Annotated in this window: 23 protein-coding genes and 1 riboswitch; of the genes, 8 read left to right on the plus strand and 15 right to left on the minus strand. The window is 45.3% G+C overall.

Annotation, left to right across the window (positions count from 1 at the left end; translation table 11 throughout):
• Positions 1 to 24 precede the first annotated feature (24 nt).
• On the minus strand, positions 25 to 1,314 hold the full coding sequence (locus tag ASD40_RS09200) for a DUF4309 domain-containing protein (RefSeq protein ID WP_057303013.1): 1,290 nt from the start codon (positions 1,312 to 1,314) through the stop codon (positions 25 to 27).
• 324 nt (positions 1,315 to 1,638) lie between these two features.
• Complete coding sequence (locus ASD40_RS09210; protein WP_057303015.1) at positions 1,639 to 2,622, minus strand: SLAC1 anion channel family protein; 984 nt, start codon at positions 2,620 to 2,622, stop codon at positions 1,639 to 1,641.
• A 203-nt stretch (positions 2,623 to 2,825) separates the two neighbouring features.
• Between ASD40_RS09210 and ASD40_RS09215 the strand changes: the two genes are divergently transcribed.
• Complete coding sequence (locus ASD40_RS09215) at positions 2,826 to 3,503, plus strand: GntR family transcriptional regulator (RefSeq protein ID WP_057303016.1); 678 nt, start codon at positions 2,826 to 2,828, stop codon at positions 3,501 to 3,503.
• Positions 3,504 to 3,565: 62 nt separating this feature from the next.
• Here ASD40_RS09215 and ASD40_RS09220 read toward each other — a convergent pair whose 3' ends face one another.
• Positions 3,566 to 4,180 (minus strand): nitroreductase family protein, encoded by a 615-nt coding sequence (locus tag ASD40_RS09220; protein ID WP_057303017.1) that lies wholly within the window; start codon positions 4,178 to 4,180, stop codon positions 3,566 to 3,568.
• Positions 4,181 to 4,422: 242 nt separating this feature from the next.
• On the opposite strand from ASD40_RS09220, the gene ASD40_RS09225 reads away from it, so the two are divergent.
• A complete protein-coding gene (locus tag ASD40_RS09225) occupies positions 4,423 to 5,799 on the plus strand; it encodes a dipeptidase (protein ID WP_057303018.1) in 1,377 nt (458 codons plus the stop codon).
• 24 nt (positions 5,800 to 5,823) lie between these two features.
• Positions 5,824 to 6,330 carry a GNAT family N-acetyltransferase gene (locus ASD40_RS09230; RefSeq protein ID WP_057303019.1) on the plus strand — a complete coding sequence of 169 codons (507 nt, stop codon included), beginning with the start codon at positions 5,824 to 5,826 and terminating at the stop codon, positions 6,328 to 6,330.
• Positions 6,331 to 6,513: 183 nt separating this feature from the next.
• Here ASD40_RS09230 and ASD40_RS09235 read toward each other — a convergent pair whose 3' ends face one another.
• Positions 6,514 to 6,915 (minus strand): RidA family protein, encoded by a 402-nt coding sequence (locus ASD40_RS09235; protein WP_057303020.1) that lies wholly within the window; start codon positions 6,913 to 6,915, stop codon positions 6,514 to 6,516.
• 13 nt (positions 6,916 to 6,928) lie between these two features.
• Entirely contained in the window at positions 6,929 to 7,810 is an 882-nt protein-coding gene (gene dapA / locus ASD40_RS09240; protein WP_057303229.1) for a 4-hydroxy-tetrahydrodipicolinate synthase, read from the minus strand.
• A gap of 123 nt (positions 7,811 to 7,933) precedes the next feature.
• Between dapA and ASD40_RS09245 the strand changes: the two genes are divergently transcribed.
• Complete coding sequence (locus tag ASD40_RS09245; protein ID WP_057303021.1) at positions 7,934 to 8,806, plus strand: LysR family transcriptional regulator; 873 nt, start codon at positions 7,934 to 7,936, stop codon at positions 8,804 to 8,806.
• Positions 8,807 to 9,333: 527 nt separating this feature from the next.
• Here the strand turns inward: ASD40_RS09245 and ASD40_RS09250 are convergent.
• The 9 genes from ASD40_RS09250 to ASD40_RS37130 form a co-directional block, all read right to left on the minus strand.
• Entirely contained in the window at positions 9,334 to 9,534 is a 201-nt protein-coding gene (locus ASD40_RS09250) for a putative motility protein (protein WP_057303022.1), read from the minus strand.
• 20 nt (positions 9,535 to 9,554) lie between these two features.
• A riboswitch (cyclic di-GMP riboswitch) is annotated at positions 9,555 to 9,640 on the minus strand.
• Between the two features lie 81 nt (positions 9,641 to 9,721).
• The gene (gene pyrE / locus ASD40_RS09255) at positions 9,722 to 10,363 is read right to left on the minus strand and encodes an orotate phosphoribosyltransferase (RefSeq protein ID WP_057303023.1); all 642 of its coding nucleotides are present in this window, start codon (positions 10,361 to 10,363) and stop codon (positions 9,722 to 9,724) included.
• A 39-nt stretch (positions 10,364 to 10,402) separates the two neighbouring features.
• On the minus strand, positions 10,403 to 11,092 hold the full coding sequence (gene pyrF, locus ASD40_RS09260) for an orotidine-5'-phosphate decarboxylase (protein WP_057303230.1): 690 nt from the start codon (positions 11,090 to 11,092) through the stop codon (positions 10,403 to 10,405).
• A gap of 95 nt (positions 11,093 to 11,187) precedes the next feature.
• Positions 11,188 to 14,397 (minus strand): carbamoyl-phosphate synthase large subunit, encoded by a 3,210-nt coding sequence (gene carB, locus ASD40_RS09265; protein ID WP_057303024.1) that lies wholly within the window; start codon positions 14,395 to 14,397, stop codon positions 11,188 to 11,190.
• Positions 14,384 to 15,556, minus strand: a complete 1,173-nt coding sequence (carA, locus tag ASD40_RS09270) for a glutamine-hydrolyzing carbamoyl-phosphate synthase small subunit (protein ID WP_057303025.1) — start codon at positions 15,554 to 15,556, stop codon at positions 14,384 to 14,386. Before carA ends, carB begins: the two co-directional genes overlap by 14 nt.
• A gap of 189 nt (positions 15,557 to 15,745) precedes the next feature.
• Positions 15,746 to 17,029 (minus strand): dihydroorotase, encoded by a 1,284-nt coding sequence (locus tag ASD40_RS09275; RefSeq protein ID WP_057303026.1) that lies wholly within the window; start codon positions 17,027 to 17,029, stop codon positions 15,746 to 15,748.
• Between the two features lie 20 nt (positions 17,030 to 17,049).
• A complete protein-coding gene (locus tag ASD40_RS09280; RefSeq protein ID WP_057303027.1) occupies positions 17,050 to 17,955 on the minus strand; it encodes an aspartate carbamoyltransferase catalytic subunit in 906 nt (301 codons plus the stop codon).
• Positions 17,952 to 18,506, minus strand: a complete 555-nt coding sequence (gene pyrR / locus ASD40_RS09285; RefSeq protein WP_057303028.1) for a bifunctional pyr operon transcriptional regulator/uracil phosphoribosyltransferase PyrR — start codon at positions 18,504 to 18,506, stop codon at positions 17,952 to 17,954. Before pyrR ends, ASD40_RS09280 begins: the two co-directional genes overlap by 4 nt.
• Positions 18,499 to 18,654, minus strand: a complete 156-nt coding sequence (locus ASD40_RS37130; RefSeq protein WP_156389949.1) for a hypothetical protein — start codon at positions 18,652 to 18,654, stop codon at positions 18,499 to 18,501. The genes pyrR and ASD40_RS37130 overlap by 8 nt, the downstream gene beginning before the upstream one ends.
• A 521-nt stretch (positions 18,655 to 19,175) precedes the next feature.
• Here ASD40_RS37130 and ASD40_RS09290 point away from each other — a divergent pair.
• The 4 genes from ASD40_RS09290 (at position 19,176) to ASD40_RS09305 (ending at position 24,703) form a co-directional block, all read left to right on the plus strand.
• Positions 19,176 to 20,900, plus strand: coding sequence for an ABC transporter ATP-binding protein (locus tag ASD40_RS09290; RefSeq protein WP_057303029.1), 1,725 nt, complete (start codon positions 19,176 to 19,178; stop codon positions 20,898 to 20,900).
• Positions 20,897 to 22,777, plus strand: a complete 1,881-nt coding sequence (locus tag ASD40_RS09295; RefSeq protein WP_057303030.1) for an ABC transporter ATP-binding protein — start codon at positions 20,897 to 20,899, stop codon at positions 22,775 to 22,777. Before ASD40_RS09290 ends, ASD40_RS09295 begins: the two co-directional genes overlap by 4 nt.
• A gap of 72 nt (positions 22,778 to 22,849) precedes the next feature.
• Entirely contained in the window at positions 22,850 to 23,560 is a 711-nt protein-coding gene (gene dapD / locus ASD40_RS09300; RefSeq protein WP_057303031.1) for a 2,3,4,5-tetrahydropyridine-2,6-dicarboxylate N-acetyltransferase, read from the plus strand.
• A gap of 21 nt (positions 23,561 to 23,581) precedes the next feature.
• Positions 23,582 to 24,703 carry an N-acetyldiaminopimelate deacetylase gene (locus ASD40_RS09305; RefSeq protein ID WP_057303032.1) on the plus strand — a complete coding sequence of 374 codons (1,122 nt, stop codon included), beginning with the start codon at positions 23,582 to 23,584 and terminating at the stop codon, positions 24,701 to 24,703.
• A gap of 100 nt (positions 24,704 to 24,803) precedes the next feature.
• On the opposite strand, the gene ASD40_RS09310 is transcribed toward ASD40_RS09305, so the two are convergent.
• Complete coding sequence (locus ASD40_RS09310) at positions 24,804 to 25,961, minus strand: aminotransferase A (RefSeq protein ID WP_057303033.1); 1,158 nt, start codon at positions 25,959 to 25,961, stop codon at positions 24,804 to 24,806.
• Between the last annotated feature and the right edge of the window lie 9 nt (positions 25,962 to 25,970).

The following is a 25,970-nucleotide window of genomic DNA, read 5'->3' on the forward strand; positions in this document are numbered from 1 at the left end:
GCTGCTAAACAAAATGCTCAAGTGCTATTTATTTCCCATAGGAGTATCTGCTTTAGGAGAATATACACCGAAATGGTCAAGACTTGATTCGCCATTTACTTGACCGGAAGCAGTGAAGTTAAATTTCAATTGATAATCTCCAGCATTATAAATAAGAACTTGTTGATTGTTGATTTGATCAATCTTATCAGGATTCCCTAATATTTTCTCAATTATGGATCTGGTTAATTGGGAAACATCTCGTGATGGGTCTGCTAGAGAACCATATGATCTAATTTCGTCAATGACCTCTCCCTTCCCAACAACAAAAGTAAAGCTTCCATGTCCCATCCCTAATGAGTAACTTTCCGAGTATTCACCTGTGGTATTCTTTGCATCAGGTTGACCTAGCTTCTGATGGATGTCATTGATCAATGTTTTGCCTACAATAAAATCTGTTCCTGAGACTTGCCCTTTTTGGGCTAACTCTTTCATTTGTTCCAAAATGACTGAATGATCAACAGAACCGGTGTCGGCGACTAGTCCATTATTTACCAATCGATCAAGTAATGTCGCTGCTTCAGCACGGGTTATAATCTTCTGAGGTAGGAAGAGGTTCATATCTTCACCCTCAATCACTTTATTTTTTATAGCAGTGGCTACATAAGGACGAAGCGAAATCGAAATATCTTTTAAATCGGAGAACCGTGTGCTCAGCAAGTCATCAGCCGATGTCGCATCAAGTAACTGAATTTTGGAATTTTGTTTGATAAGGGCTTTTAAGATAACTGCAGCGGCATCTTCTCTTTTTACATGTTGTAGAGGACTAAAGTCTATACCGCCATTCGTATTTGGATTGGAAGTAAAGAAGTCTTTCGTTTCTTCCACAAAATGATATGACCAGCGGTTCAGCGGAACATCATTAAAATCTTGATTGGTTGACTCGTTTTTCAAGTTGAACATTTTTGCAACCATAGTTGCCAATTCTTCACGATTAACGGGGTTATCGGGGTTAAATTGATTATCATTATCCCCGTCTACAATTCCTTTTCCAATAAGGTCTTTAATGTTTGCTTCAGCCCAATGGCCTACGATATCGCTAAGAATTGGCCTTACGCCTCCGGCAGTGTTTACTGGCAGTCCCGAATCGTTGAATTTGAATTTTTCTCCGACAAGTCCACTAGAGATATTTACACGTTGTCCGATATCATTGATTTGTTCTTTGACTCCTTTTATCGGATCTGAAACTTCCGAATTTGTTGCATATACAAATGAAGCTCCGCCAACTAATAAAGAAGTAATAGCAATTGAACTAATTAATTTAAAGTATTTCATTAAAAGAATCCTCCTAATACGTACATTATTATTTCCAATGGAGTGGATAATTAGTAACCGTAGGCACTTCAATCATGATAGCTTGCATACCTTCTATTTTGGATTGAAATATTACTTCCGACTCAGATTCCGACTCTATAATGACAAAATCCTTAAGGTTAAGAGAAAGATTTAATCTGAATCTTATTAAACAACCAAAGGACATTTCGACTTTACAAACATACAAACCATTGATCAATATTACTATTTCTATGATAATGATAAATTTTAGCAATGATAATGAAAGACACACAAAACGTACGCACTCCTGGTATCCAAGAATAATTACCCATTTAATAAATTTCCATTGAAGAGAATGATAAGAGTTCGAATAAACAGAACTAAGAGAACAACACTTAGTAACGCAAGAATCACAGCCGCGATGTCCATTAACAACCATGAATTTACAAACATCGCATACTTCAAAGCTGCATTACTAAGTGCCGCCATTGGAAAGCTTACAGCCCACCAAGAAGCCCCGAACGGTACCGACTTTTTGAACACTTTGACAAATAAGACAACGAATAAGAATAAACCAAAATAGAATAAGATTGATGCAAACTGATCAATACGCTGCATGAAATTCGTATAACCAAGAAAACCAACCTCAAACGGTGCAATCAGTATGATCAGTGATGGCGTTAACCCTGCTGGCATAGGGGCTTGATGAATGAGTCTTGAAACAATCATGGTGAAGAAAACTAAGGCAACAATACCTCCAATAGCCAAACACAAGAGATTCACCTCATGTGCCCATGTGAATGGCATTGTTCCTCCTGCAACAGCCACATCGATTGTAGCTACCCCGGGAATAAGCCATGCAGGAACCGCATTACCCTGTTCTTGGTTCCCGTTCAACAATCGAGAAACGATAACATAGCTTAGTATTAACGTTGTCACAGTCCCGATGATCCAAATAACCTGTCCCAAACTTTGGCTGTATGAACTAAGCACAGAAGAAAGCAGAAGAAGTGCAATTGTAATCGTACCGAAAAAATTTCCTGCTATGGGATGTGTAAATTCCCCCACAACTTTACGTGGATATAATACACATTTAGAAATGTAAGCAATGCTTAGCGCGATAAACATGATGACAGCAATGAGACCAATCACTTCTGCAATGATTGGGGATGTACCGAACAGTTTGCTAGATTGTCTCCATGCTAAAGACAAACCCGAGATCCCCATAACCGACCCGAATAAATTAACGGGCAGGAATTGTATAGAGCCCATTCCCTTGTGTTGCTGCACCACAGATGTTGTTTCCATAACAATCAACCTTCCTTTGTTTCCATTAATATGTTACCTAATTGATTGGTTAACCTGTTATCTATTTTAATATTCAACCTACCTTCCTGTCAACATAATCATTTGAAATCATTAATTTAAACCCCTACTTGCAACAAATAGACAAATTGTTTAAGCTTAACATATCCAGATAACTAGTCATTTATGAAAGTTGGTGATCATCCTTGACCTTAAAAATAGATTCGCTTATAACGATTGATTCACAATCACCATTACCAATTAACATTCAAATAAAAGAACAAATAAAATTGCTAATTGGCAGCCAAGTACTTTCTCCTGGAGATGATCTTCCTTCGACTAACCAATTAGCCGATCATCTTTCTATTAATCGAAATACTATCCAATGGGTTTACTCTCAATTAAAAGATGAAGGACTGCTAGTCATTCAAAAGGGTCGCGGAACTCGCATAGCAGATGAAAATAAAATCGAAGAATTTAAGCGAAGTAACCCTTACTATCCATTCGTTAAAGAAATGATGTCCCAGTCAAGTGAGGCGGGTTATCACTCAGAGCACTTACTTTTGGCAGGGTTTGCCTATTTGCAGCTTTATGGCAAACCTGTCAAAACCCATTCCACCTATTTGTTTGTCGAATGCAAGGTGCAATCATGCTACTTTTATTTAGATGAGATTGTAAAAAATACATCTGCTGAGATCCAGACGATTGATATCGATGCCCCAGAACACGAATTATTAGACTCGATTCGACGTGCTGATGTTATTGTAACGACATCGGAGAGAGGTGATCGTGTTAGAAACCTTAGCGGCGCTGCTGGTAAAACAATCATCACAGTAGGCGACCCGAATGATGTATCTTTGCTTCTCAATCTTATACGTCCATAAGTCTCCAAAATAGTAAAAGACCATTAATCGCCACCTTCATAGCGATTAACGGTCTTTATTTTTTAAATATATTTCACAAACTCGCCAATCGGTTTACGATAACCGCGCGGCCGCTGGCTTGACGTATCTTCTTTCCCTATCGTAATTAACATAGCTGGAACATAGCGTTCATCTATTTGAAGAGCCTCAATGAGCTTGTCTGCTTCAAAACCGATCATTGGACAAGTATCCCAGCCTTGATCTTTCGCAGTAAGCAACATGGCCGATAGACTTGCATTCCGGATCGCCTCATCTCGCTTGAACGGCTCTCCCCGTTCTTCATAGAAATTTGTCACTTGCTGCACTTCGGCATCTAACTCTTGTTTACTAAAGAATCCTAAATGGAAAAGTCCTTCATTTATTCTTGCAGAATCCTTATAGGCTTCCAAATCGCCAAGAACTACAATAACTGCAGACGAGCTTAGAATTTTGTACTGTTTATAAGAGGCATCATACACCTTCTGTTTCACCAAAGGGTCTGTGACAACAACATAATTAGCATGCTGTAAGTTATAAGCGGATGGTGCAAATTTAACCAGGGCAAAAATTTGCTCTAATTCTTTTTGTGAAATATCGATCCCTTGCGTGAATTTGCTTGCAGATCTTCTAGATTTTACAACCGATTCAAAATCATTCAACGTAAAGTCCCCCTAGCAATTTATGTAATAGATGCTCAATACTTTATTCTAGTAGAGTAATGACTCGATAGCAATATGAAATTACATTTTTCGACATTTTTCTATGATTCACCTAACACTGTTCAAGAAAGGTTCGATTACGAATCACATAATCCAGAACTTATTTGCAGGAATTTACTTGCATTTGGGGAACTTAAAAGAAGCAACAATCTAAATGGCTTATAAAGAAGGAGAAAACAAACATGATTGAAACGATCAAAACTTATTTGAATGAGCAAAGGGATCAACACATAGAGGAATTAATGCAGTTTTTGCGGATTCCGAGTATAAGTGCTGTCGCCGAGCATCAACCAGACATGATTCGTTGTGCAGAATGGACGGCTAAATCTTTGAAAAAAGCCGGTCTTGAGAACATTGAAATTATGTCTACTGGGGGACATCCCGTTGTCTATGCAGACTGGTTGCATGCTCCGGGTAAGCCAACTGCGCTTGTCTATGGACATTATGATGTTCAACCGGCTGAGCCGCTAGAGCTGTGGAACACACCTCCATTTGAGCCTGTGATACAAGATGGCAAGCTATTTGGCCGCGGCAGCACCGATGATAAAGGGCAATTGCTGCTTTATGCCAAAGTGATTGAAGCTTTTTTACGAACGCACGGCAGTCTGCCTGTTAATGTGAAGTTTTGTATTGAGGGTGAAGAAGAGATTGCGAGTAAGCATCTTCCTGCCTTCGTTGAAAAGTATAAAGATAAATTACAAGCCGATACCATTGTTCTTTCCGATACACAAATGCAAGGACCAGGAAAACCTGCACTTATGTATGGTCTTCGCGGGCTAGCAGGGTTTGAAATTACGGTCGATGGCGCAAATAGTGACCTTCATTCGGGCCTGTTCGGCGGCGCTGTTCAAAATCCGATTCACGCTTTATCGAAGGTGCTGAGTTCCTTCCATGATGAAAATGGTCGAGTAGCCGTAGAAGGCTTCTATGATCGCGTCATTGAGCTCTCAGACAAAGAACGCGAAGCCTTTAAACAAGTAGAACCCGACGCGAACAAGGTTCGATCGGACTTACATGTTGAAACACTATATGGGGAAAAAGGGTTTTCGTTCTACGAACAAACGACTTCTAGACCAACCTTGGAAATCACGTCCGTGAGCGGCGGCTTTCAGGGTGAAGGCATTAAACCAATCATTCCTAATCGTGCTAGCGCGAAAATAGCTTGCCGTCTCGTTGCCGCACAAGTACCCGAGGAAATCATGGATGCGGTTGAAAATCATATCCGCGCCATCTCGATGCCTGGTGTAAAAGTAACCCTAGACCGCCAGCTGCGCGGAAATCCTTTTATCACGCCAATTGACGAGCCAGTTATGGTAGCAGCTGCGGAAGCTTATGAGGATACCTATGGCGTTTGGCCTGTATATACTCGAAGCGGAGGTTCAATCCCTATTGTTGAAGTGTTGGGACGTGTATTAGACGCCCCCGTAGTGCTGCTTGGCTTTGGTTTGCCAGGTGAAAACCTGCACGCACCGAATGAGCATTTCCATTTGGTCAATTGGGATAAAGGTACAGAGACCATCAGCCGTTTCTGGCTGAAACTAGCCGCAATGAGTAAATAAACACTGAAAGGAAAGATCCTTAACATGAGTACGAATCACCTAACGATCCGCAATGCCAGCTTGGAAGACTTAGCAGAAATTGTACGAATTTATAATTCTACCATTGAAGGACGCATGGTTACGGCTGATACAGAACCCGTGACCACTGCGAGTCGCGAAGGCTGGTTTCATGAGCACTCAGCGGATTTCCGCCCTTTATGGGTATTGGAAAACGGCAGCGGTATTTGTGGATGGCTCAGCTTTCAGTCCTTTTATGGCCGCCCCGCCTATAACGCAACAGCAGAAGTCAGCATTTATGTCGATGAAGCTTTTCGCGGCCAAGGCATTGGTCGTTACCTGATGGAGCACGCAATAGAGGCTAGTCCAAAGCTGGGACTGAAGACACTGCTCGGCTTCATTTTCGGTCATAATGATCCCAGCCTCCACCTTTTCCGTAAATTCGGCTTCGCCAATTGGGCCCATCTGCCCGGCGTTGCTGAACTTGACGGAATCGAACGCGACCTCATCATTCTTGGTAAACGTGTAGGATAAAAAATAAACAAAGAGCGCTTTCCCCTTATGCCCGCGATTTCAAATCGCCTTCTAAGGGGACAAGCGCTTTTTTTAATAGAATTTATATGTTTTGGGTAAGGGGTAAGCAAAGCTTACCCCTTATTTGTTCGAGCGCTCCAGGTAAAGCGCGTTTTCCGCGCTTATTTGTACTAATAAGCCTTACTACAAGCCACTCAATTCGTCTACCATCTGAGCTTCAACCTCAATCTCTATCAACAACAAAGGATCAATTAAAGCCTTCACTTCAACCATCGTTGCCACGGGCTGCACGTCACGGAAAAACTCCCCATGTGCCCTGCCGAACTCCTGCCATAGCGAAATATCCGTCACATACATACGTGTTCGAATCACATCTGACATTTGCCCACCGAGTTCTTGCAGCGCCTGCTCAATCGTCTGGAGGACGAACCGCGTTTGTTCATACGGATTACCGATGCCAACTACCTCTCCATCCCTCATTGCTGTTGTGCCAGCAACTTCGATCCGGTCCCCCACCCGAATCGCCCGACAATAGCCTACAACCGGTTCCCAAGGTGAACCTGTAAATACCCTATTACGATTCATAACTCTCTTCCTCTCATTTTTGTAAATAAGCAGCTAACTTCTTCTGCAAGCCTTCTGTCACAGAAAGCAGCGGCAACCGAAGTGTTCCGGATTCAATGATACCTTGCTGCTCAAGCAGCCATTTGAGAGGTGCTGGATTTGGCTCTTCGAAAAGTAATCGAATGAGTGGCAGCAACTCATCGAATAGCTTTTTGCTCATCTCGTGTTGTCCCGCTTCAAAATGCTGATAAAACGATACAAACCGCTCAGTCATTACGTTCGCTGACGCGCTCATAACCCCTTTAGCACCGGAGCTAAGTGCCTCAAAAAGCAGTGAATCCTCCCCACACAAGACGGGCTTGGAGCCTAAACGAGTAAGCTCAGACACCAATCGGGTGTTAGGCGTACAGTCTTTCATACCTATGACACCATCGAGTTCAAGTATCGTACGCACGGTATCAAGTTCCAACGTCACTCCTGTGCGATGCGGTATTTCATATAAAATGACAGGCACACCAACGCTGGCTGCCCGGCGAAAATGTTCAATGATCCCTTGCTGACTCGGCCTATTGTAGTAAGGCACGACGACTAAAACGGCGTCAGCCCCTAATTTCCCAGCAGCCTCCGTCTTTTTCACCGTGGACAACGTATCATTCGTTCCTGTACCAAGTATGAGTGAAGCGTCTACTTGCGCAGCCTCGCGAGCTGCTTGTGCCGTATCGAATAAGATCGACATCTCCTCATTCGTAATCGTCGGCGATTCCCCTGTTGTCCCATTGACGACCAGTCCGTCTACCTCATCTTGAAATAAATTATAAGCAAGATTATAAAAAGAGGATGCATCCACCTCGTGTTCCTCATCAAACGGCGTAATAATGGGAACATAGATCCCATGTAAGTCTTTCTCTCTTAACATTCCAATCATCTCCCAGTCCTCATTCATTTGTATATTCACTTTAGCATGGATCATTGGATCACAGTTAGCTATAATAAATGATAAGACTCATCAAAAATTTTGATAATAAAGCGAGGGGTTCCCATGGATTTAACCTATTTCCGAACCTTTCGGGAGGTTGCACGGAGAAAGAGTTTTACACGAGCTGCTGAAGAATTGGGCTATGCGCAATCGAGTATTACGATGCAAATACAAAAGTTGGAACGAGAATATGGGGTCCCTCTTTTCGAAAGATACGGGCGTCAGCTTCGGTTAACTGCACCCGGTGAAAGCTTGCTAAAGCTAGTCTTGCAAATGCTTGACCTCTATGATCAATCCAAAGAAATGATAACAAGCGAAGTCAGTGGAACACTGACGATAGGTACGATTAACTCACTCGCTGCTTACTATTTACCACCCTATTTACATGTGCTGAAACAACAATTTCCTGGACTGAATATCCAGCTCTTCCCTGATAGTGAAGCTTCCCTTATTACCAAAGTAAGAGATGGGGACTATGACATTGGACTCCTACTAGATCGTTATCCTGCAGATACCACACTTGCTTGTACAAAGGTCAGGGAAGAACCTTTAGTTTTGGTGGCACCGCTTGAGCATCCGCTAACGAAACGAACACAAATACAGCTAACTGATTTTCAGCAAGCCGAATTTATCGTTACAGAAGAGGGCTGCATCTATCGAGGTATGTTTGAAAAGTTACTAAAAGATCATGCTGTCCCGCTTCAAATTGGATTTGAACTCGGTAATTTAGAAACCATAAAACACTGCGTCATGAATGGGCTCGGTATTGCCCTGCTGCCCCAAATTGCTGTACAGAACGAACTGGAACAAGGAAAACTTGCCCATCTTCCTTTTTCACATTCAGACTTGAAATTGGACCTTCAACTGCTGCTGCACCCCAAAAAGTGGATGTCCCAGCCTTTGCAAACATTCATTCGACAACTGACAGAAGGTTAACCTCCTCCAGAAAGAAAAACGGATACTTCGTCCTTTAGAGTCGATCAGCAGCTTTGTGAAGTTAGATGGGCTATACTGGTTACACGCCTAAAGGCTATTTGGCAAAATTATAGTTGTACCTCATTTCGAACCCATTTGTTACGAAACTGCCTTAATAGGACCAAATTGTTGTACGTTATGCAACATCTAAGGGAGATTAGATGGATTTAGGCAGCAATTGTTGCACTCTCTGCAACATCTTTCAACAACGAATAAGCCTTCATTCATCCAGCAACCTCAATCCAGGATATATGACAATTTATCCGGACCTCAATGTAGAGTAAGATTGGTCGAATGAATTGACGATCTCTTTTCTATAACATAGCCATCAGAGTTCTCACATGCTAAGTTACTTTAATTTAGGCCCGTCGCTCTACACTGTAAGTTCTCCCACAGAAGAGAAAAAAACATCACCCAAAACATATTAATTAAATAATGAAAAAAGAAGCTCTCCTTTTCGTAAAGGTAGAGCTTCTTCTGTTATGAACTTATATGCGGATATCGAGATTGCCACCCAAATGCGGTGTCGCTGAAGCGGTAACCAGCTGTTGGGATTTAGCAAAATCCTGTACTAAAGTACTAGATGAAGCTGCTTGCATATCACTTACTTTGCTTAAAAGCTGAAGGCCAACGGCTTGCTTCAAAGCATCTCCACCACTAATCGCAGTTAGAACACTATTGATATTCACGAGCACTCCTCCTCTCATCGTTCGGTAGCTGGCAAGCATACGGTGTAACCGAGTAGCCCCTATAGCTTTGCGTCTGTCGCTTTCGCGTCATTTGCCATTTCGCAGATGTTAGGCAGTACCTATCACTTATCCAGTATAGGATATACTTACATAATTCGTCAATCCTCGCAATTGAGCAAATACAGACCTACACACCAAACGCAGCAGGATTCAATCTCCAAGAACGAAGCAATTCCATGTCCTCTTGTTTGATTTCCCCCTTCTCCAGAGCCACTTCAAGCAGTGTAGAGTAGTTGGAAAGTGTGTACAGCGGCATATCAGCAGCTTGGAATGCATCGGTAGCTTTATCTAGCTGATAGGAGAAAATCGCGAGCACACCCAACGCTACAGCGCCAGCTTCTTTGACAGCAATAGCTGCTTTCAAAGAACTGCCACCCGTAGAGATCAGATCCTCAATCACGATCACCTTTTGACCTGGTTTCACAGTACCTTCAATCAAGTTTTCCTTGCCATGTCCTTTGGCTTTATCACGAATGTAGATCATCGGGAGACCTAGCTTCTGAGCAACCCAAGCGGCATGAGGAATGCCCGCTGTTGCCGTACCAGCAACAACCTCAGCATCCGGGAATTTCTCTTGAATCAAAGCTGCGAAGCCGTCGGCGATCGCTTCACGTATAGCCGGGTGTGACATCGTCAGACGATTGTCACAATAGATTGGCGACTTCAGGCCAGAAGTCCATGTAAAAGGCTGCTGCGGTCGAAGTGCCACCGCTTCTATATCTAATAATGACGCTGCAATATGCTGCGCGATTGTTTCGAGTTGACTCATATTCCTACCACCGTTCCTTCCGTTGTTAGACCAAGCATGCTAAACAATTGAATCGATAATCGCTTCAATTGCTGCTCTTGGATCCGCTGCGCCTGTGATCGGTCGGCCGATCACGACATAATCCGTCCCCTGCGCGAACGCCTCAACTGGTGTCATGATGCGCGATTGGTCGCCCACGTCGGCTCCCGCAGGGCGAATGCCTGGCGTCACGGTGACGAACCCGTCACCGCATGCTGCCTTAATCGCGGTCACCTCAAGCGGTGACGCGACGACCCCCTGAAGCCCCGCAGCATGCGCCAAGCGGGCATAACGAATGACGGCCTGCTCAACCGTACCGGTCAGGCCGATCTCGTCATTCAGCACCTGTACACTAGTGCTGGTTAATTGCGTCACGCCAATAACGATCGGGCGCGAACCACCTGCAGCTAGCCCCTTGTCAACACCCTCCAAGGCGGCTTCCATCATTTGCTTGCCTCCGGCAGCATGGACATTGAACACGTCCACCCCAAGGCGCGTCACGCTTTCCGCGCCGCCTTTGACCGTGTTCGGAATGTCATGCATCTTCACATCGAGGAACACCTTGTAGCCGCGATCCTTCAGACTCGCGACGAAGCCAGGACCCGCAGCATAGAACAGCTGCATGCCTACCTTCACGTAGCAAGGGATGCCTTCGAGCTGCTTTAGCAGCCCTTCAGCACCTTCTGCGTTCGCATAATCCAAAGCGACCATAATGCGTCCAGTAACATCTGTACGAGTTAGTGTACTCAAGTTCGTCACTCTCCTTAGAGTTTTGCTTTAGCAAAACTGACTTCGTAAGCATAGTCTTAGACATGAATTGGCATTGCACGTGAGGAGAAGTTGATCGCTTCAAGCATATTAACAAGCGCTCTTACTGTATCAAGTGATGTCATACAAACCACACCGTTCTCTACTGCTTCACGACGAATGCGGAAGCCGTCACGCTCTGGCTCTTTACCTTTGGTCAGTGTGTTCACGACGAATTGTGCTTCACCGCTGCGGATAAGATCCAGAATGTTAGGTGAACCCTCGCTCAGCTTATTCACAGTCGTTACCGGAAGACCAGCTTGTTCGATCGCTGCTGCCGTTCCGCCTGTTGCAATGATTTTATATCCAAGTCGATAGAAGCCCTTTAAGATTTCAATCGCTTCTTCTTTATCTTTGTCAGCAACCGTTACTACGACAGATCCTGCTGCAGGAATTTTCATCCCCGCTCCAATTAAGCCTTTATAGAGAGCTTTGGCAAAATTGATATCGCGCCCCATTACCTCGCCCGTCGATTTCATCTCAGGTCCGAGCGTCGTATCTACACGGCGCAGCTTCGCGAAGGAGAACACTGGCACTTTAACTGACACGTACTTGTCTTCCGGCCATAAGCCGCCTTGGTAGCCCATATCAGCCAGCTTTTGTCCCATAATGACGCGTGTAGCCACGTTGGCCATCGGGATGTTCGTTACTTTGCTCAAGAAAGGCACGGTTCTGGAAGAACGCGGGTTGACCTCGATCACATATACTTGATCGTTATGAATAACGAACTGGATGTTGACCAGACCAACTACGTTCAGCTCAAGGCCGATTTTCGTCGTAATGTCGATAATTTGTTGTTTAATCTCATCTGAGATGGATTGCGGCGGATAAACCGCGATAGAGTCACCGGAGTGAACCCCTGCGCGTTCAACATGTTCCATAATTCCTGGGATTAGAACCGTTTCTCTGTCGCAGATGGCATCAACCTCTACCTCTTTACCAAGCATGTAGCGGTCGATCAGGACCGGATGCTCAGGGTTGATTTTCACGGCATATTCCATGTAGCTCAGCAATTCTTCATCGGAGTAAACGATTTCCATTGCGCGTCCACCTAGGACGTAGGAGGGGCGAACGATAACCGGATACCCGAATTTCGCTGCTGTACCCACAGCTTGGTCAACCGATGTAACGGTGCCGCCTGGTGGTTGAGCAATCGAGAGCTTGCTAAGTAAGGCTTCGAATTTCTTGCGATCTTCCGCTGTATCGATACTTTCCAGATCGGAACCGAGAATGCGTACGCCCGCTTTGTGTAAAGGTGCAGCCAAGTTAATCGCTGTTTGACCACCGAATTGAACGATAACCCCGATTGGGTTTTCGCGTTCGATCACGTTCATCACATCTTCAAAGAACAGAGGCTCGAAGTACAAGCGATCGGACGTATTGAAGTCTGTTGATACGGTCTCTGGGTTGTTGTTGATGATAACCGCTTCGTAACCTGCCGCCTGGATCGCCCAAACCGCATGAACCGTGGAGTAATCGAACTCAATCCCTTGACCGATACGAATCGGACCGGAGCCCAATACGACCACTTTTTCTTTTGTTGTTTCCGTAACTTCATCTTCTTGCTCATAAGTTGAATAGTAGTATGGCGTTGAAGCTTCGAATTCTGCTGCGCAAGTATCTACCATTTTGTAAACCGGCTTGATATTTTGCTTCAAACGGTGCGTTCTGACTTCAGCTTCTTTGGTGAATGTCGAACAACCAGCCAAAGTACGAATCTCAGCAATCGCACGGTCTGTAAAGCCTTTGCGCTTCGTTTCGAATAGCAGCTCGTTTGTAAGTTCGCTAGCTGCAATCTCTTTCTCGTATTTAATCAGACCGTCCAGTTTGTTCAAGAACCACCAGTCAATCTTCGTCAAATTCTGCAATTGTTCCACGGTGTAACCTCTGCGATACGCTTCTGCGAGTAAGAACAGGCGCTCATCGTCTGGTTTTTGCAGGCGGTACTCGAGTGTTTCTTGATCGATAAGATCCGTCTCTTTTAGGAACAAGCGGTGTACGCCGATCTCTAGGGAACGAACTGCTTTATGAATGGACTCTTCGAATGTACGGCCAATCGCCATAACTTCGCCAGTCGCTTTCATTTGCGTACCCAGCTTCCGGTTTGCCGCTGTAAATTTATCGAACGGCCAACGTGGAATTTTGGAAACGATGTAATCCAAAGCTGGCTCGAAGCAAGCATAAGTTTGGCCTGTTACTGGATTGACTAGCTCATCGAGCGTGTAGCCAATCGCAATTTTAGCAGCCATCTTCGCAATCGGATAGCCAGTTGCTTTGGATGCAAGCGCTGAGGAACGGCTTACACGCGGGTTAACTTCGATTACATAGTATTGGAAGCTGTGCGGATCAAGCGCGTACTGTACGTTACAGCCACCTTCGATGTTCAAGGCGCGAATGATTTTCAGCGAAGCCGAACGCAGCATTTGATACTCGCGGTCCGACAAAGTTTGGCTTGGTGCTACAACGATACTATCTCCGGTATGTACACCTACTGGATCAAAATTCTCCATGTTACATACCACGATGCAGTTATCGTTCGCGTCACGCATGACTTCATACTCGACTTCTTTCATTCCCGCAATACTGCGCTCTACTAGACATTGACCGATTGGGCTGTAACGAATTCCGGAAGCAACGATTTCCGTCAACTCTTCCATCGTGTTACAGATACCGCCGCCCGTTCCGCCTAATGTGTAGGCAGGTCGAATGATGATTGGAAAGCCGATTTCGTTAGCAAAATCTACCGCTTGAGCAACCGTCGTTACGATAACGCTATCTGGTACAGGCTGCTCTAATTCTCTCATCAAGTCTCTGAAAAGGTCACGATCCTCTGCTTTCTCAATCGCCGTAAGCTGTGTTCCCAGAAGCTTCACGTTCTCGCTTTCTAGAACACCCGCACGAGCTAGTTCAACAGCCATGTTCAGACCAGTTTGACCACCTAGTGTTGGAAGCAATCCATCCGGACGTTCTTGACGAATGATTTGCGTTACAAACTCAAGAGTAATCGGTTCGATATATACTTTATCCGCCATGTTCGTGTCCGTCATGATCGTTGCAGGGTTGCTGTTGATCAGGATAACTTCCATGCCTTCTTCTTTAAGTGCTTGACAAGCTTGCGTACCTGCATAGTCAAATTCCGCTGCCTGACCGATGACGATAGGACCGGAACCGATAACGAGAATCTTTTTGAGTGTATTATTTTTTGGCATATTGCAGTTCCTCCTTCACAGATGTCGATGCCGTGGAAGCTTTCCACTGTGCAAGCATTTGCGCTTGGCGCGGCTGCTGTGGGTTATCGATTTTGTGCTGACGAATCAGCGAGACGAAATCATCGAACAAGTAGCTGGAATCAAATGGCCCCGGTGCTGCCTCAGGGTGATATTGAACCGAGAAGGCAGGGTATTTCTTATGTTTCAAACCTTCAATAGTACGATCATTATTGTTGATGTGCGTCACTTCAAGGTCGGTTCCTTGTACGGACTCTTCCTTAACTGTGTAACCATGGTTTTGCGATGTAATGTAACAGCGTCCAGATACGAGATCTTTAACCGGATGGTTACCGCCGCGGTGACCGAACTTCAGTTTATCAGTGTCAGCGCCGCAAGCCAGTGCGAACAGCTGATGACCCAAGCAAATGCCGAAGAGCGGGATATCGCCGAGTAAACCTTTAATCATTTCGACAGCGTGAGGTACGTCTTTCGGATCCCCAGGGCCGTTAGACAGCAGTACACCGTCTGGCGCAAGGCGACGAATTTGTTCAGCTGTAGCATCTTGAGGTACAACAACAACGTCACAGTCACGTTTGCTTAGATCGCGGATGATTCCGCTTTTAGCTCCGAAGTCTACGAGAACGATACGTTCTTTGTGTCCAGGTGCGCCGTATACACTTTTTGTGGATACACGAGCGACTTGATCCGTCATAAGTTGCGTTCCTCTTAGGATCTCAGTAAGCTCAGCAATGGATTTATTGGATGTTGTCAAAAGGCTTTTCATAACGCCGTGATGACGGATTTTACGTGTTAACATGCGCGTATCGATGCCGCTGATCCCAACGATGCCGTATTCTTTCAGCAGGCTACCCAGCGTATATTGCGCTCTCCAGTTACTAGGAATCTCTTCATGCTCACGAACGACAAAGCCATGAATGAAAGGACGTACGGATTCAAAATCATCCCGAATCACACCGTAGTTCCCCACCAAAGGATACGTCATGGTCACGATTTGACCGCAGTAGGAAGGATCGGAAAGCACCTCCTGATAACCTGTAATTCCTGTATTGAATACAACCTCGCCGACGGATTCACCTTCACTACCGAACGATTTTCCTGTAAAAAGAGTGCCGTCTTCCAGCAACAATCTTGCCTGCATGTTCTTTCAACTCCTTCGCTATTGTCAAACGATTCTCACGAACCGCAGATGTCATGCCTACAACTTCCATTTTATTGCATAAGACTTGCATAAAAAGCAATCATTCTGTATAAATATACACGATTTATCGATCTACGTACAGATCTTATTGCGGATTTTAGCTTGATTTAAACACGATTTAAGAACAATTTATGACCAAACGACTTTACCGGAAGCGATTGTAACAACTGGCCAGCCTTGCAGCTTCCAGCCGATGAACGGCGTGTTTTTGCTGCGTGAAACGATTTCTTCTTTGAGAACTTCGCGCTCTGTTTCCAAATCCACGATTGTGATATCAGCTGCGCTGCCTACTTCCAAAGTTCCGTATGGAAGACCGAATACGTCGGCAGGTTTTTTCGTCATTCGATCTACGAGGAAGCCTAATGACCATTTACCTGTAAGCACAAATTTCGTGTACAGCAGAGAGAACGCAGTTTCGAAGCCGAGTATGCCGAATGGAGCGAGCATCATGCCCTTCTCTTTCTCTTCTTCGGTGTGCGGCGCGTGATCTGTTACGATAATGTCTATCGTTCCGTCTTCCAAACCTTCAATGACAGCCTGCACATCGCGCGGTGTGCGCAGCGGCGGGTTCATCTTCCAGTTGGCATCGAGCCCTGGAATGTCTTCATCCGAGAGCACGAGGTGATGCGGACATACCTCGGCAGTTACTTTAATGCCGAACTGCTTCGCATGTCGGATCAGACGAACCGACTGCTCGGTGCTTACGTGGCACACGTGGTAGTGAACACCCGTCGCTTCAGCTAGCAGCACGTCGCGACCCACATGAATCGCCTCGGACTCGTTCGGGATTCCCTTCAGTCCGTGCTTCTTCGCGAACGCACCTTCGCTCACCGGCGCGCCAACCACAAGCGTGTCATCCTCGCAATGAGCGATGATTGGCATACCGATGGATGCAGCCAAGGCCATTGCATCTTTCATCATTTGCGCGCTTTGCACGCCGACGCCATCATCGGTGTAGCCGATGACGCCCGCTTCTTTCAGCGCAGCGAAATCGGTCAACTCGCGGCCGAGCTCGTTCTTCGTAATCGTGCCATATGGGAGAACACGGACGACACCTTCCGTCGCTGCTTTATCCAATATGTAGTTCACCGTCTCAACAGTATCGATCACAGGCCTTGTGTTGGGCATGCAAGCGATGGTTGTGAAGCCGCCTCTTGCAGCGGAACGTGTTCCGGTCGCGATATTTTCTTTATGTTCAAAGCCAGGCTCTCTCAGGTGGACATGCATATCGATGAATCCTGGAGTCACCAGTTTACCTGAGGCATCAATGACTTCATGGCCTTCGGTTTGTGGAGCCGAACCTTCTACTGCATCTATAACCTTTGCAATTTTATCGTTCTCTACCAAAATGTGTTTCTTCGCTTGTACATTATTTACATCGACGGTAAGTCCGTTTAAGATCCAGATACCCATTGTGATATTGTCCCCCTGTTTTATGATAAAGCTCGTTCGATGACCGCCATACGAATCGGAACACCATGAGCAATTTGTGTGAAAATTTTGGATTTCTCGTGTTCTACCAGCTCATCATCAAGCTCTACATTTCGATTGACCGGAGCAGGATGCATGATGATTGCGTGAGGAGCCATGCGGCTTGCACGCTCTGCAGTTAACCCGTATTGCTCGCGATATTCCTCTGCTGAGCGGATGATTCCTTTGTCGTGCCGTTCAAGCTGCACACGCAGCATCATAACTACGTCAGCTTTCAGTGCTTCCTCGAAGGACACATACGGTGCGAACTCAGCCAGCTCCGGTGCTTGCATGCTTTCCGGTGCGCAGAACTGAACTTTAGCTCCCAAGGCGATGAGGCCCCATAGGTTGGAGCGAGCGACGCGGCTGTGCAAGATGTCTCCGATAATGGAGACCGTCAAGCCTTTGATGGCGCCGAACTGTTTGCGCATTGTGTAGAAATCGAGCAGGGCCTGCGTTGGATGCTCGTTATTGCCGTCCCCCGCGTTAATGAGCGGGATTTTGATTTTCTCAGCCAGCTCTTGCAGGACACCATTCGGCTTTAATCGGATGACTCCGGCATCAATGCCCATGGACTCGAGTGTACGGACTGTATCGTAGATGGACTCCCCTTTTTGTACACTGGATTCAGCAGCGGAGAAATTCAGTACATCAGCTCCGAGCCGCTTTTGCGCCAGTTCAAAGGAGAACCGAGTTCTTGTACTATTTTCAAAAAACAAGTTGGAAACGAATTTGCCTTGAAATTGATTCGTCACTTTCGAAGAAGATTGTTCCCAGTAGGCAGCACGATCGAGTATGCTCGTTATCTCCCCTGCGCTTACGCCTTTCAATCCTAGAAAATGCTTGGTTTGTGTACTCACTATGCTCACTCCTGTTTCCCCCTCTGTTGAAGTATCATGACGCCGTCTTTATCATCGATTTCCGTAAGCAGCACTTCAATACTTTCACTTTTGGAGGTAGGTACGTTCTTTCCTACATAATCAGGGCGAATGGGCAATTCACGATGCCCCCTGTCCACTAGTACGGCAAGTTGAATCATTTGTGGTCTGCCCAGATCGATCAATGCATCCATGGCTGCCCTCACTGTTCTTCCGGTGTAAAGCACATCATCGAACAGGATGATTTTGCGGTCTTGAATTTGGATCTTGCCGCCTTCCTGGACATTTTCCACTGATTTCACCTTAACGCGATCATCACGATAAGAAGTGATATCAATCTCACCGACAGGAATCGGCACACCTTCAATTTCAAGAATTCGATCTGCTACTCGACTGGCCAAGTAAATACCGCGGGTCCGAATCCCAATCAAGGTACAATTCTCTACCCCTTTATTCTTTTCCAGTATCTCATGCGCAATCCGTGTTAGCGCCCTGCGAATTCCCATTTCATCAATAATCGTGTGTTCGGCCGTTTCATTCATCTTTTTCGCCTCCTGAGAGTTTTGCTTTAGCAAAACTGACATCGTAAGCATTAACTGAGTTTTCCGTAGGAAAACTTACATCGTAAGCATTGGCTGAGTTCCCTTGGAATACTGGCATCGTATGCATTCGCAGGTTTTCCTTTTGCAAAACCAAAAAACTCCTTGCCATTTGTTGGCAAGGAGTTACGAGTGCATAAAGATACAGAGCGGGGCATAAGGATGCGCACATCCCTAAGCTTAGTCATACACTGAATCCGCGACTCAGTATATCCCGTCTTTTCTCATCGACTACCTTGCCAGTCTCTCTGGACTGTTTTTAAAGGTACATATTTAATTAAAAGAATTATCCCACTTTCGACACGATAAGTCAATATCTATTTCAAGAACTTGCTTTGAGCTAGCGCTCAGCCATGTGTTATAATTTACATATGAGAAAACCTCTATCTAGGCCATTCATAGATGAGCGATCGCGTTTAACGCGGAGAGACTTTGGTCTACGACCAAAGATCCCTATATGAGGCTTTATCATCAATAAGAAAGCGGTTTTCGGAAACCAAAAACTTATACTTTCTTATGTGGTAAAAACACGAGCTTCGCCTGTTTTCTAACGAAAACTCAGTAAGGCTTAAGATGCCCGTTTTACTAGGGAAAAACGCTAAGGAGGAACCTATGTTCAAATTGTTTCGGCTTCTGAAACCGTACAAAGCTTCTGTGGTTGCGATTATTACTTTGATGCTCTTGCAATCACTGGCGCAGTTGTACCTGCCCACACTGCTCGCTGACATTGTCGATGTCGGGGTTGTGAAAGGAGATATTCCTTATATTCTCCGGTTTGGCGCTTACATGCTTTTAGTAGCGATGGGCGCGATGCTTTGTGTTATCATCGCAAGCTACTTGTTGGCACGAACGGCGACAGGATTCGGCAGGGATTTACGACGAACACTTTTTACCCATGTAGAAAGCTTTTCCTTGCACGAATTTGATAAACTCGGTACTTCCTCCCTCATTACCAGAACCACGAATGACATCGCACAAGTTCAGCAAGTGATTGTCATGATGCGCATGTTCATCGGCGCACCTACAATGCTAGTCGGCGGAGTCATCATGGCCACTTATAAGGACGCCCATCTCGCCATTGTATTAATCTCCATCATCCCGATTCTTGCACTAGCTATTGTGGGAATCATGCGTAAAGGACTTCCCTTATTCAAAGCATTACAGCTCAAAATCGATGGCATTAATCTCGTGCTGCGTGAAAATTTAACCGGCATCCGCGTCATTCGCGCCTTTAACCGTTCCGATCATGAAAAACGTAAATTCGAAAAAGCGAACTTGGATTATACGAAAACAGCCATAAAAGTAAATGTGATCATGGCTACGATGATGCCCATCATGATGCTTGTATTTAATCTTGGAGTTGTCGTCATTCTTTGGTACGGCGGAGTTCGTATTGATGCCAATCAAATGCAGATTGGTGACTTAATGGCCTTCATCCAATATGCCATGCAGATTATGTTTTCTATGTTCATGATGACGATGATTTTCATGATGATTCCACGTGCATCAGCTTCTTCTGTCCGTATTAATGAAGTTTTAGCCCATCAATCTAGCATACATAGCGCTGAAACGGCGAAATCTCTTGATACCAATCAAGCTGCAGTTGAATTTAAGCATGTATCCTTTAGTTATCCCGGGGCTGAACAACCAGCAATCCGTGATCTATCCTTCCGTGCTGAGCCTGGTGAGGTAACAGCAATTATAGGAGGAACAGGATCGGGAAAGACGACCCTCATTCATTTACTGCTGCGCTTCTATGATGTAGAGTCCGGCTCTATCCTCTTAGATGGTCATCCCCTGCCTGCTTTGAAGTTAGAAAGTCTAAGACAGCAAATCGGTTATGTCCCACAAAAAGCGGCACTTTTCTCAGGAACAGTTGCGGATAACATTCGTTTTGGACGTGAGATGGCAACGGATGAGGAGATTCAGCATGCTGCAACCACTGCGCAAGCAGCCGATTTCATCGCTGAAATGAATGAAGGCTATCAAGCTGTTCTCGCCCAAGGCGGAACGAATTTATCCGGTGGCCAGAAGCAGCGGCTTGCCATTGCTCGTGCACTTGTTCGTAAACCGAATATCTATGTATTTGATGATAGCTTCTCAGCCCTTGATTTCAAAACAGATGCTAAACTTCGTTCAGCTCTCAAAACTGAAACCGAACAAGCAACGATGATCATTGTCGCCCAACGTGTCAGTACCATTATGGACGCAAACCGGATTATCGTACTGGAAGAAGGACAAATTGCAGGGATCGGCACCCATTCAGATCTGATGAAAACATGTGCTGTGTATCAAGAAATTGTTGCTTCTCAGCTGTCAGAGGAGGAAATTGCATGAGCGTGAAACCAAAAGAGAAAGCTCCTTCTCAAGCGGGGGTAAATCCCGGTCACTTTGGCCGAGGCGGCATGGGTGGCATGGGAATGCCGGTCCAAAAGGCTAAGGATTTCAAGGGAACTATACGACGGTTGTCCAGGTATATGAGTCCTTTCCGTGTATCTATCCTATTTGTTTTTATCGCGGCTGTTCTCAGCACACTCTTCAGTATTATTAGTCCCAAACTCATGGGTAACGCAACAACCATATTGTATGAAGGCTCTGTCGCGAAGTTCAAAGGTGTTGCCGGCGCCAAAATTGACTTCGATGCCATTTTCCAAATCATCATTATTCTTGCAGCCCTCTACATCCTTAGCGCCATACTAACCTTCATCCAGCAGTGGATTATGGTCGGTGTCACACAAAAAATAGTATTTAATCTTCGTAGAGATATTAGTGAAAAGCTAACCCGAGTACCTCTCTCCTTATTCGACTCTCGCAGTCATGGGGACACGATGAGCCGAGCTACTAACGACGTAGATACGATTAGTTCTACCATGCAGCAAAGCTTGACGCAGTTGATTACTTCAGTTGTGACCCTAGTCGGGATCATTATTATGATGCTAACCATTAGTCCTTTGTTGACTTTAGCCACGATCGTAACCTTACCGCTAAGCATTTTGGGAACGAAGATGATTGCATCACGGTCTCAGAAGTATTTTAAAGGACAACAGAAGACACTCGGTGAACTGAATGGTCACGTGGAAGAAATGTATACGGGGCATACCATAGTCAAAGCTTTTGGCCGTGAGCAGAAATCTGTTGAGCAATTCAATGTAATTAATGAACGCTTGTATCATTCAGGCTGGCGTGCACAGTTTATCTCGGGGATGATATTCCCCCTTATGTCCTTTATTGGGAATATCGGCTATGTATTGGTCAGTGTGATTGGTGGCATCATGGTAACAAATGGGGCTATTAAAATCGGAGATATTCTTGCGTTTATTCAGTATTCAGGACAATTTGGGATGCCCATCGCACAAGTGGCTAATATAGCCAACGTGATTCAATCCACAATCGCCGCCGCGGAACGTATCTTCGAGTTATTAGATGAGACTGAGGAAGTACAAGAAATCACCCATGTAAAAACAGCCAAGAATGTCCAAGGTCATGTTCAATTTAAACAGGTTACCTTTGCTTACAAAGAGGATACCTCATTAATTCAAGATATGAATATCCATGTAGAGCCAGGACAAACGGTTGCCATTGTTGGCCCTACAGGGGCGGGTAAAACTACGATTGTCAATCTACTGATGCGTTTCTACGAATTAAAGGGTGGAACGATTTCCATTGATGAGGTAGACACACGCGAAATGTCACGCAGTCATCTTCGCGGACTGTTCGGTATGGTTCTGCAAGATACATGGCTGTTCAACGGAACAATTCGCGAAAATATCGCTTACGGACGTGATGGTGCCACAGAAGACGAGATTGTTAGTGCGGCTCGCGCGGCCTATGCCGATCATTTCATTCGAACCTTGCCGGAAGGTTACGATACCAGACTGAATGAAGAAGCATCCAATCTTTCACATGGGCAAAAGCAGCTTCTGACCATTGCTCGCGCCATACTTGCGGATCCAACCATTTTGATTCTTGATGAAGCAACGAGCAGCGTAGATACACGCACGGAAGTTTCCATCCAAAAGGCAATGAATAACCTGATGGAGGGTCGCACAAGCTTCGTCATTGCCCATCGTCTTTCCACCATTCGTGATGCTGATCTCATTCTTGTTATGAATCATGGCTCTGTTATCGAACAAGGAACACATGAACAGCTGTTGGAACAGCACGGCTTTTATGCAGATCTGTACTATAGTCAGTTCGCTCAAAAAGCTCTATGAATACACATTGGCTCAAATGCCGCCTTTCTGATAATATAGGAGAGTCAATCTAAATTTTAAGGAGATGTCACCATGAGCGAGATGAATACGTTAGAAATTATTCAGTTTATTAAAGAAAGCAAGAAAAAAACGCCTGTTAAAGTATACGTAAAAGGAAACCTTGAAGGTATTAACTTTGGCGAAGGCAGCCAATCCTTTATATCCGGCGGAAGCGGCGTTGTTTTTGGCGAATGGAGCGAAATTCAGCCTGTTCTTGAAGCAAACAAAGCGCAAATTGCGGATTTCGTCGTTGAAGCAGATCGTCGTAATTCTGCGATTCCAATGCTTGATCTGAAGCCAATCAATGCGCGAATTGAACCAGGAGCAATTATTCGTGATAAAGTACATATCGGAGATAACGCCGTTATCATGATGGGCGCTCTCATTAATATTGGTGCTTCTGTTGGCGATGGTACTATGATCGACATGAATGCTGTTCTTGGCGGTAGAGCACAAGTCGGCAAAATGTGTCATATCGGTGCTGGTGCAGTCGTTGCAGGCGTTATTGAGCCCCCTTCCGCACAGCCTTGTGTGATTGAGGATGATGTACTTGTTGGAGCGAATGCAGTGATCTTAGAAGGTGTTCGCATCGGAAAAGGATCTGTTGTTGCTGCCGGCGCTATCGTTACACAAGACGTTGAAGAATACACGGTTGTAGCAGGAGCACCTGCACGAGTGATCAAGAAAGTGGACGATAAAACGAAGTCCAAAACAGAAATTTTACAAGATCTGCGCACCCTGTAAGGTGTTCTGGAGGAATTCACCATGCTTAGCCCTTTTATAGAGCTGCGCCGTCAGCTTCATCAAATTCCGGAGCCGGGCTTTCAAGAGTTCAAGACGCAACAGCTACTCCTTGACCACCTAGCTAAGCTTCCTCAGGATAGACTGACGATTCGCACATGGCGCACTGGTATTTTGGTTTATATCAAAGGTACTAATCCGACCAAACGCTTCGGATATCGAGCGGATATGGACGGACTGCCCATTACGGAAGAGACTTCTCTTCCGTTTCCTTCCCAGCATCCAGGTTACATGCATGCGTGCGGGCATGATTTTCACATGTCGATTGGGATGGGTGTTGTTACCCATTTCGCTCAGCAGCCGATGAAAGATGACCTGGTTGTATTGTTTCAGCCAGCTGAAGAAGGTCCAGGCGGCGCTTTACCTATGCTTGCTGCTGAAGAATTGCAGGATTGGAAGCCCGACCAAATGGTGGCTCTCCATATAGCTCCTGAGTATCCAGTAGGCACGATTGCCACTAGGCCGGAGATCTTATTTGCCAATACGTCTGAGCTGTTCATTGACCTGCTGGGCAAAGGCGGACATGCTGCTTATCCGCACCAAGCGAACGATATGATCATAGCGGCGACACAAATGGTTGGTCAACTGCAAACCATTGTTTCTCGTAATGTGAATCCGCTTGATTCGGCCGTTATTACCATTGGTAAAATGGAAGCTGGCACTAAGCAGAACATCATCGCGGAAAAAGCCCGTTTGGAAGGCACAATTCGTACCCTTTCCGCTGATTCTATGAACAAGATTAAGAAACGCATCGAAGCCGTAGCTGCAGGAATCGAAAGCTCCTTCGAGTGTCAAGTCTCTATTGATTATGGCTCGAATTACCGCCAAGTGTTCAATGATCCTGCTTTGACAGTGGAATTCATGAACTGGCTGCGCGGTAAAGATAACGTACAGCTTGTGGAGTGTACAGAAGCGATGACAGGCGAAGACTTTGGCTACTTTTTGGAGCAAATACCTGGCTTCATGTTCTGGTTAGGGGTAGACACCCCGCATGGGTTGCATAACGCCAAGCTTGATCCTAACGAGAGTGCTATTGATGTAGCCATAGATACAATAACAGCCTATTTGCGGTTTAAATCTAGTTAAGTAAAGAAAAACCTCCAATCTACTTCAGAGTAGATTTGGAGGTTTTTCGTATTTTCATTTACATACCGTCGACTTATCAAATGCTTTACAATTAACTAGCTCACGCTAGCTTGTTTACAAATCGCTCAAGACGATCTAATGACTCTTCCAATACTTCTTGTGAATAGGCATAAGAAATGCGGATATAGCCTTCTCCATAAGAGGTAAAAGCATCTCCAGGAACAACAGCAACATGTTCCTCATGAAGCAGCTTCATGGTAAAGTCCTGAGAACTCAATCCGAATTTAGCAATGGATGGGAACAAATAAAATGCCCCATTCGGCTTCTCCAACTCGAAGCCCATTGCAAGCAGACGATCGTAGACATAATCCCTACGAACTTCATAGGCATTGCGCATAGGCAGCGCATCATCTACACCAACTGTTAAAGCCTCTAATGCCGCATACTGGCTTACAGAGCTTGCACAAGTTACATTATACTGATGCACCTTGACCATATGCTCCGTAATGTAAGCCGGCGCTAATGTAAATCCAACACGCCAGCCTGTCATAGCGTGGGATTTGGAGAGGCCATTAATGACAATCGTTTTCTCGCGGAGCTTGCCCATCGTTGCAATAGACTGATGACGAACACCGTACACAAGCTCGCTGTAAATTTCATCGGATAAAATAAACAATTCCCGATCTTCTAATAATTGAGCCAAATCGGTCAATTCCTGCTCCGTGAGTACTTGGCCTGTTGGATTAGATGGGTAGCATAAGATAACGCAGCGCGTGTTAGCTGTTAAATAAGGCTCGAGTAACTCAGCCGTTAGTTTCAAGCCATTCGGCCTGGTATCGACATAGACAGGGACTCCCCCTGCCAATCTGATTAATGGCTCGTACCCAGGGTAGATAGGTGCGGGAATAATAACCTCCGCCCCAGGTGTAAGAATGGTACGTAACGTAATGTCTACCGCTTGACTCGCTCCAGCGGTCACGATAATTTCATCAGCTGCGCGGTATTGTTGGCCGTATTTCGTGAGCACGAAATCGGATACCGCTTCACGCAATTCCAATAGTCCTGGATTTTGCGTATAAACCGTCTTATTTTGATCCAGAGCCCTTTGTCCCGCCTCAATTATATGCCGAGGCGTCGGGAAATCAGGCTGTCCAATCGTTAACGTCAAGGCACCCGGAATCGTGCTGACGAGGTTAGATATTTTGCGTATGCCTGAAATTTGAATGTCTTTCACTTGCGGATTAATCAGATGCTCCATGTGATTCAC

It is taken from the genome of Paenibacillus sp. Root444D2 (genome assembly GCF_001426375.1).
Lineage (GTDB): Bacteria > Bacillota > Bacilli > Paenibacillales > NBRC-103111 > Paenibacillus_E.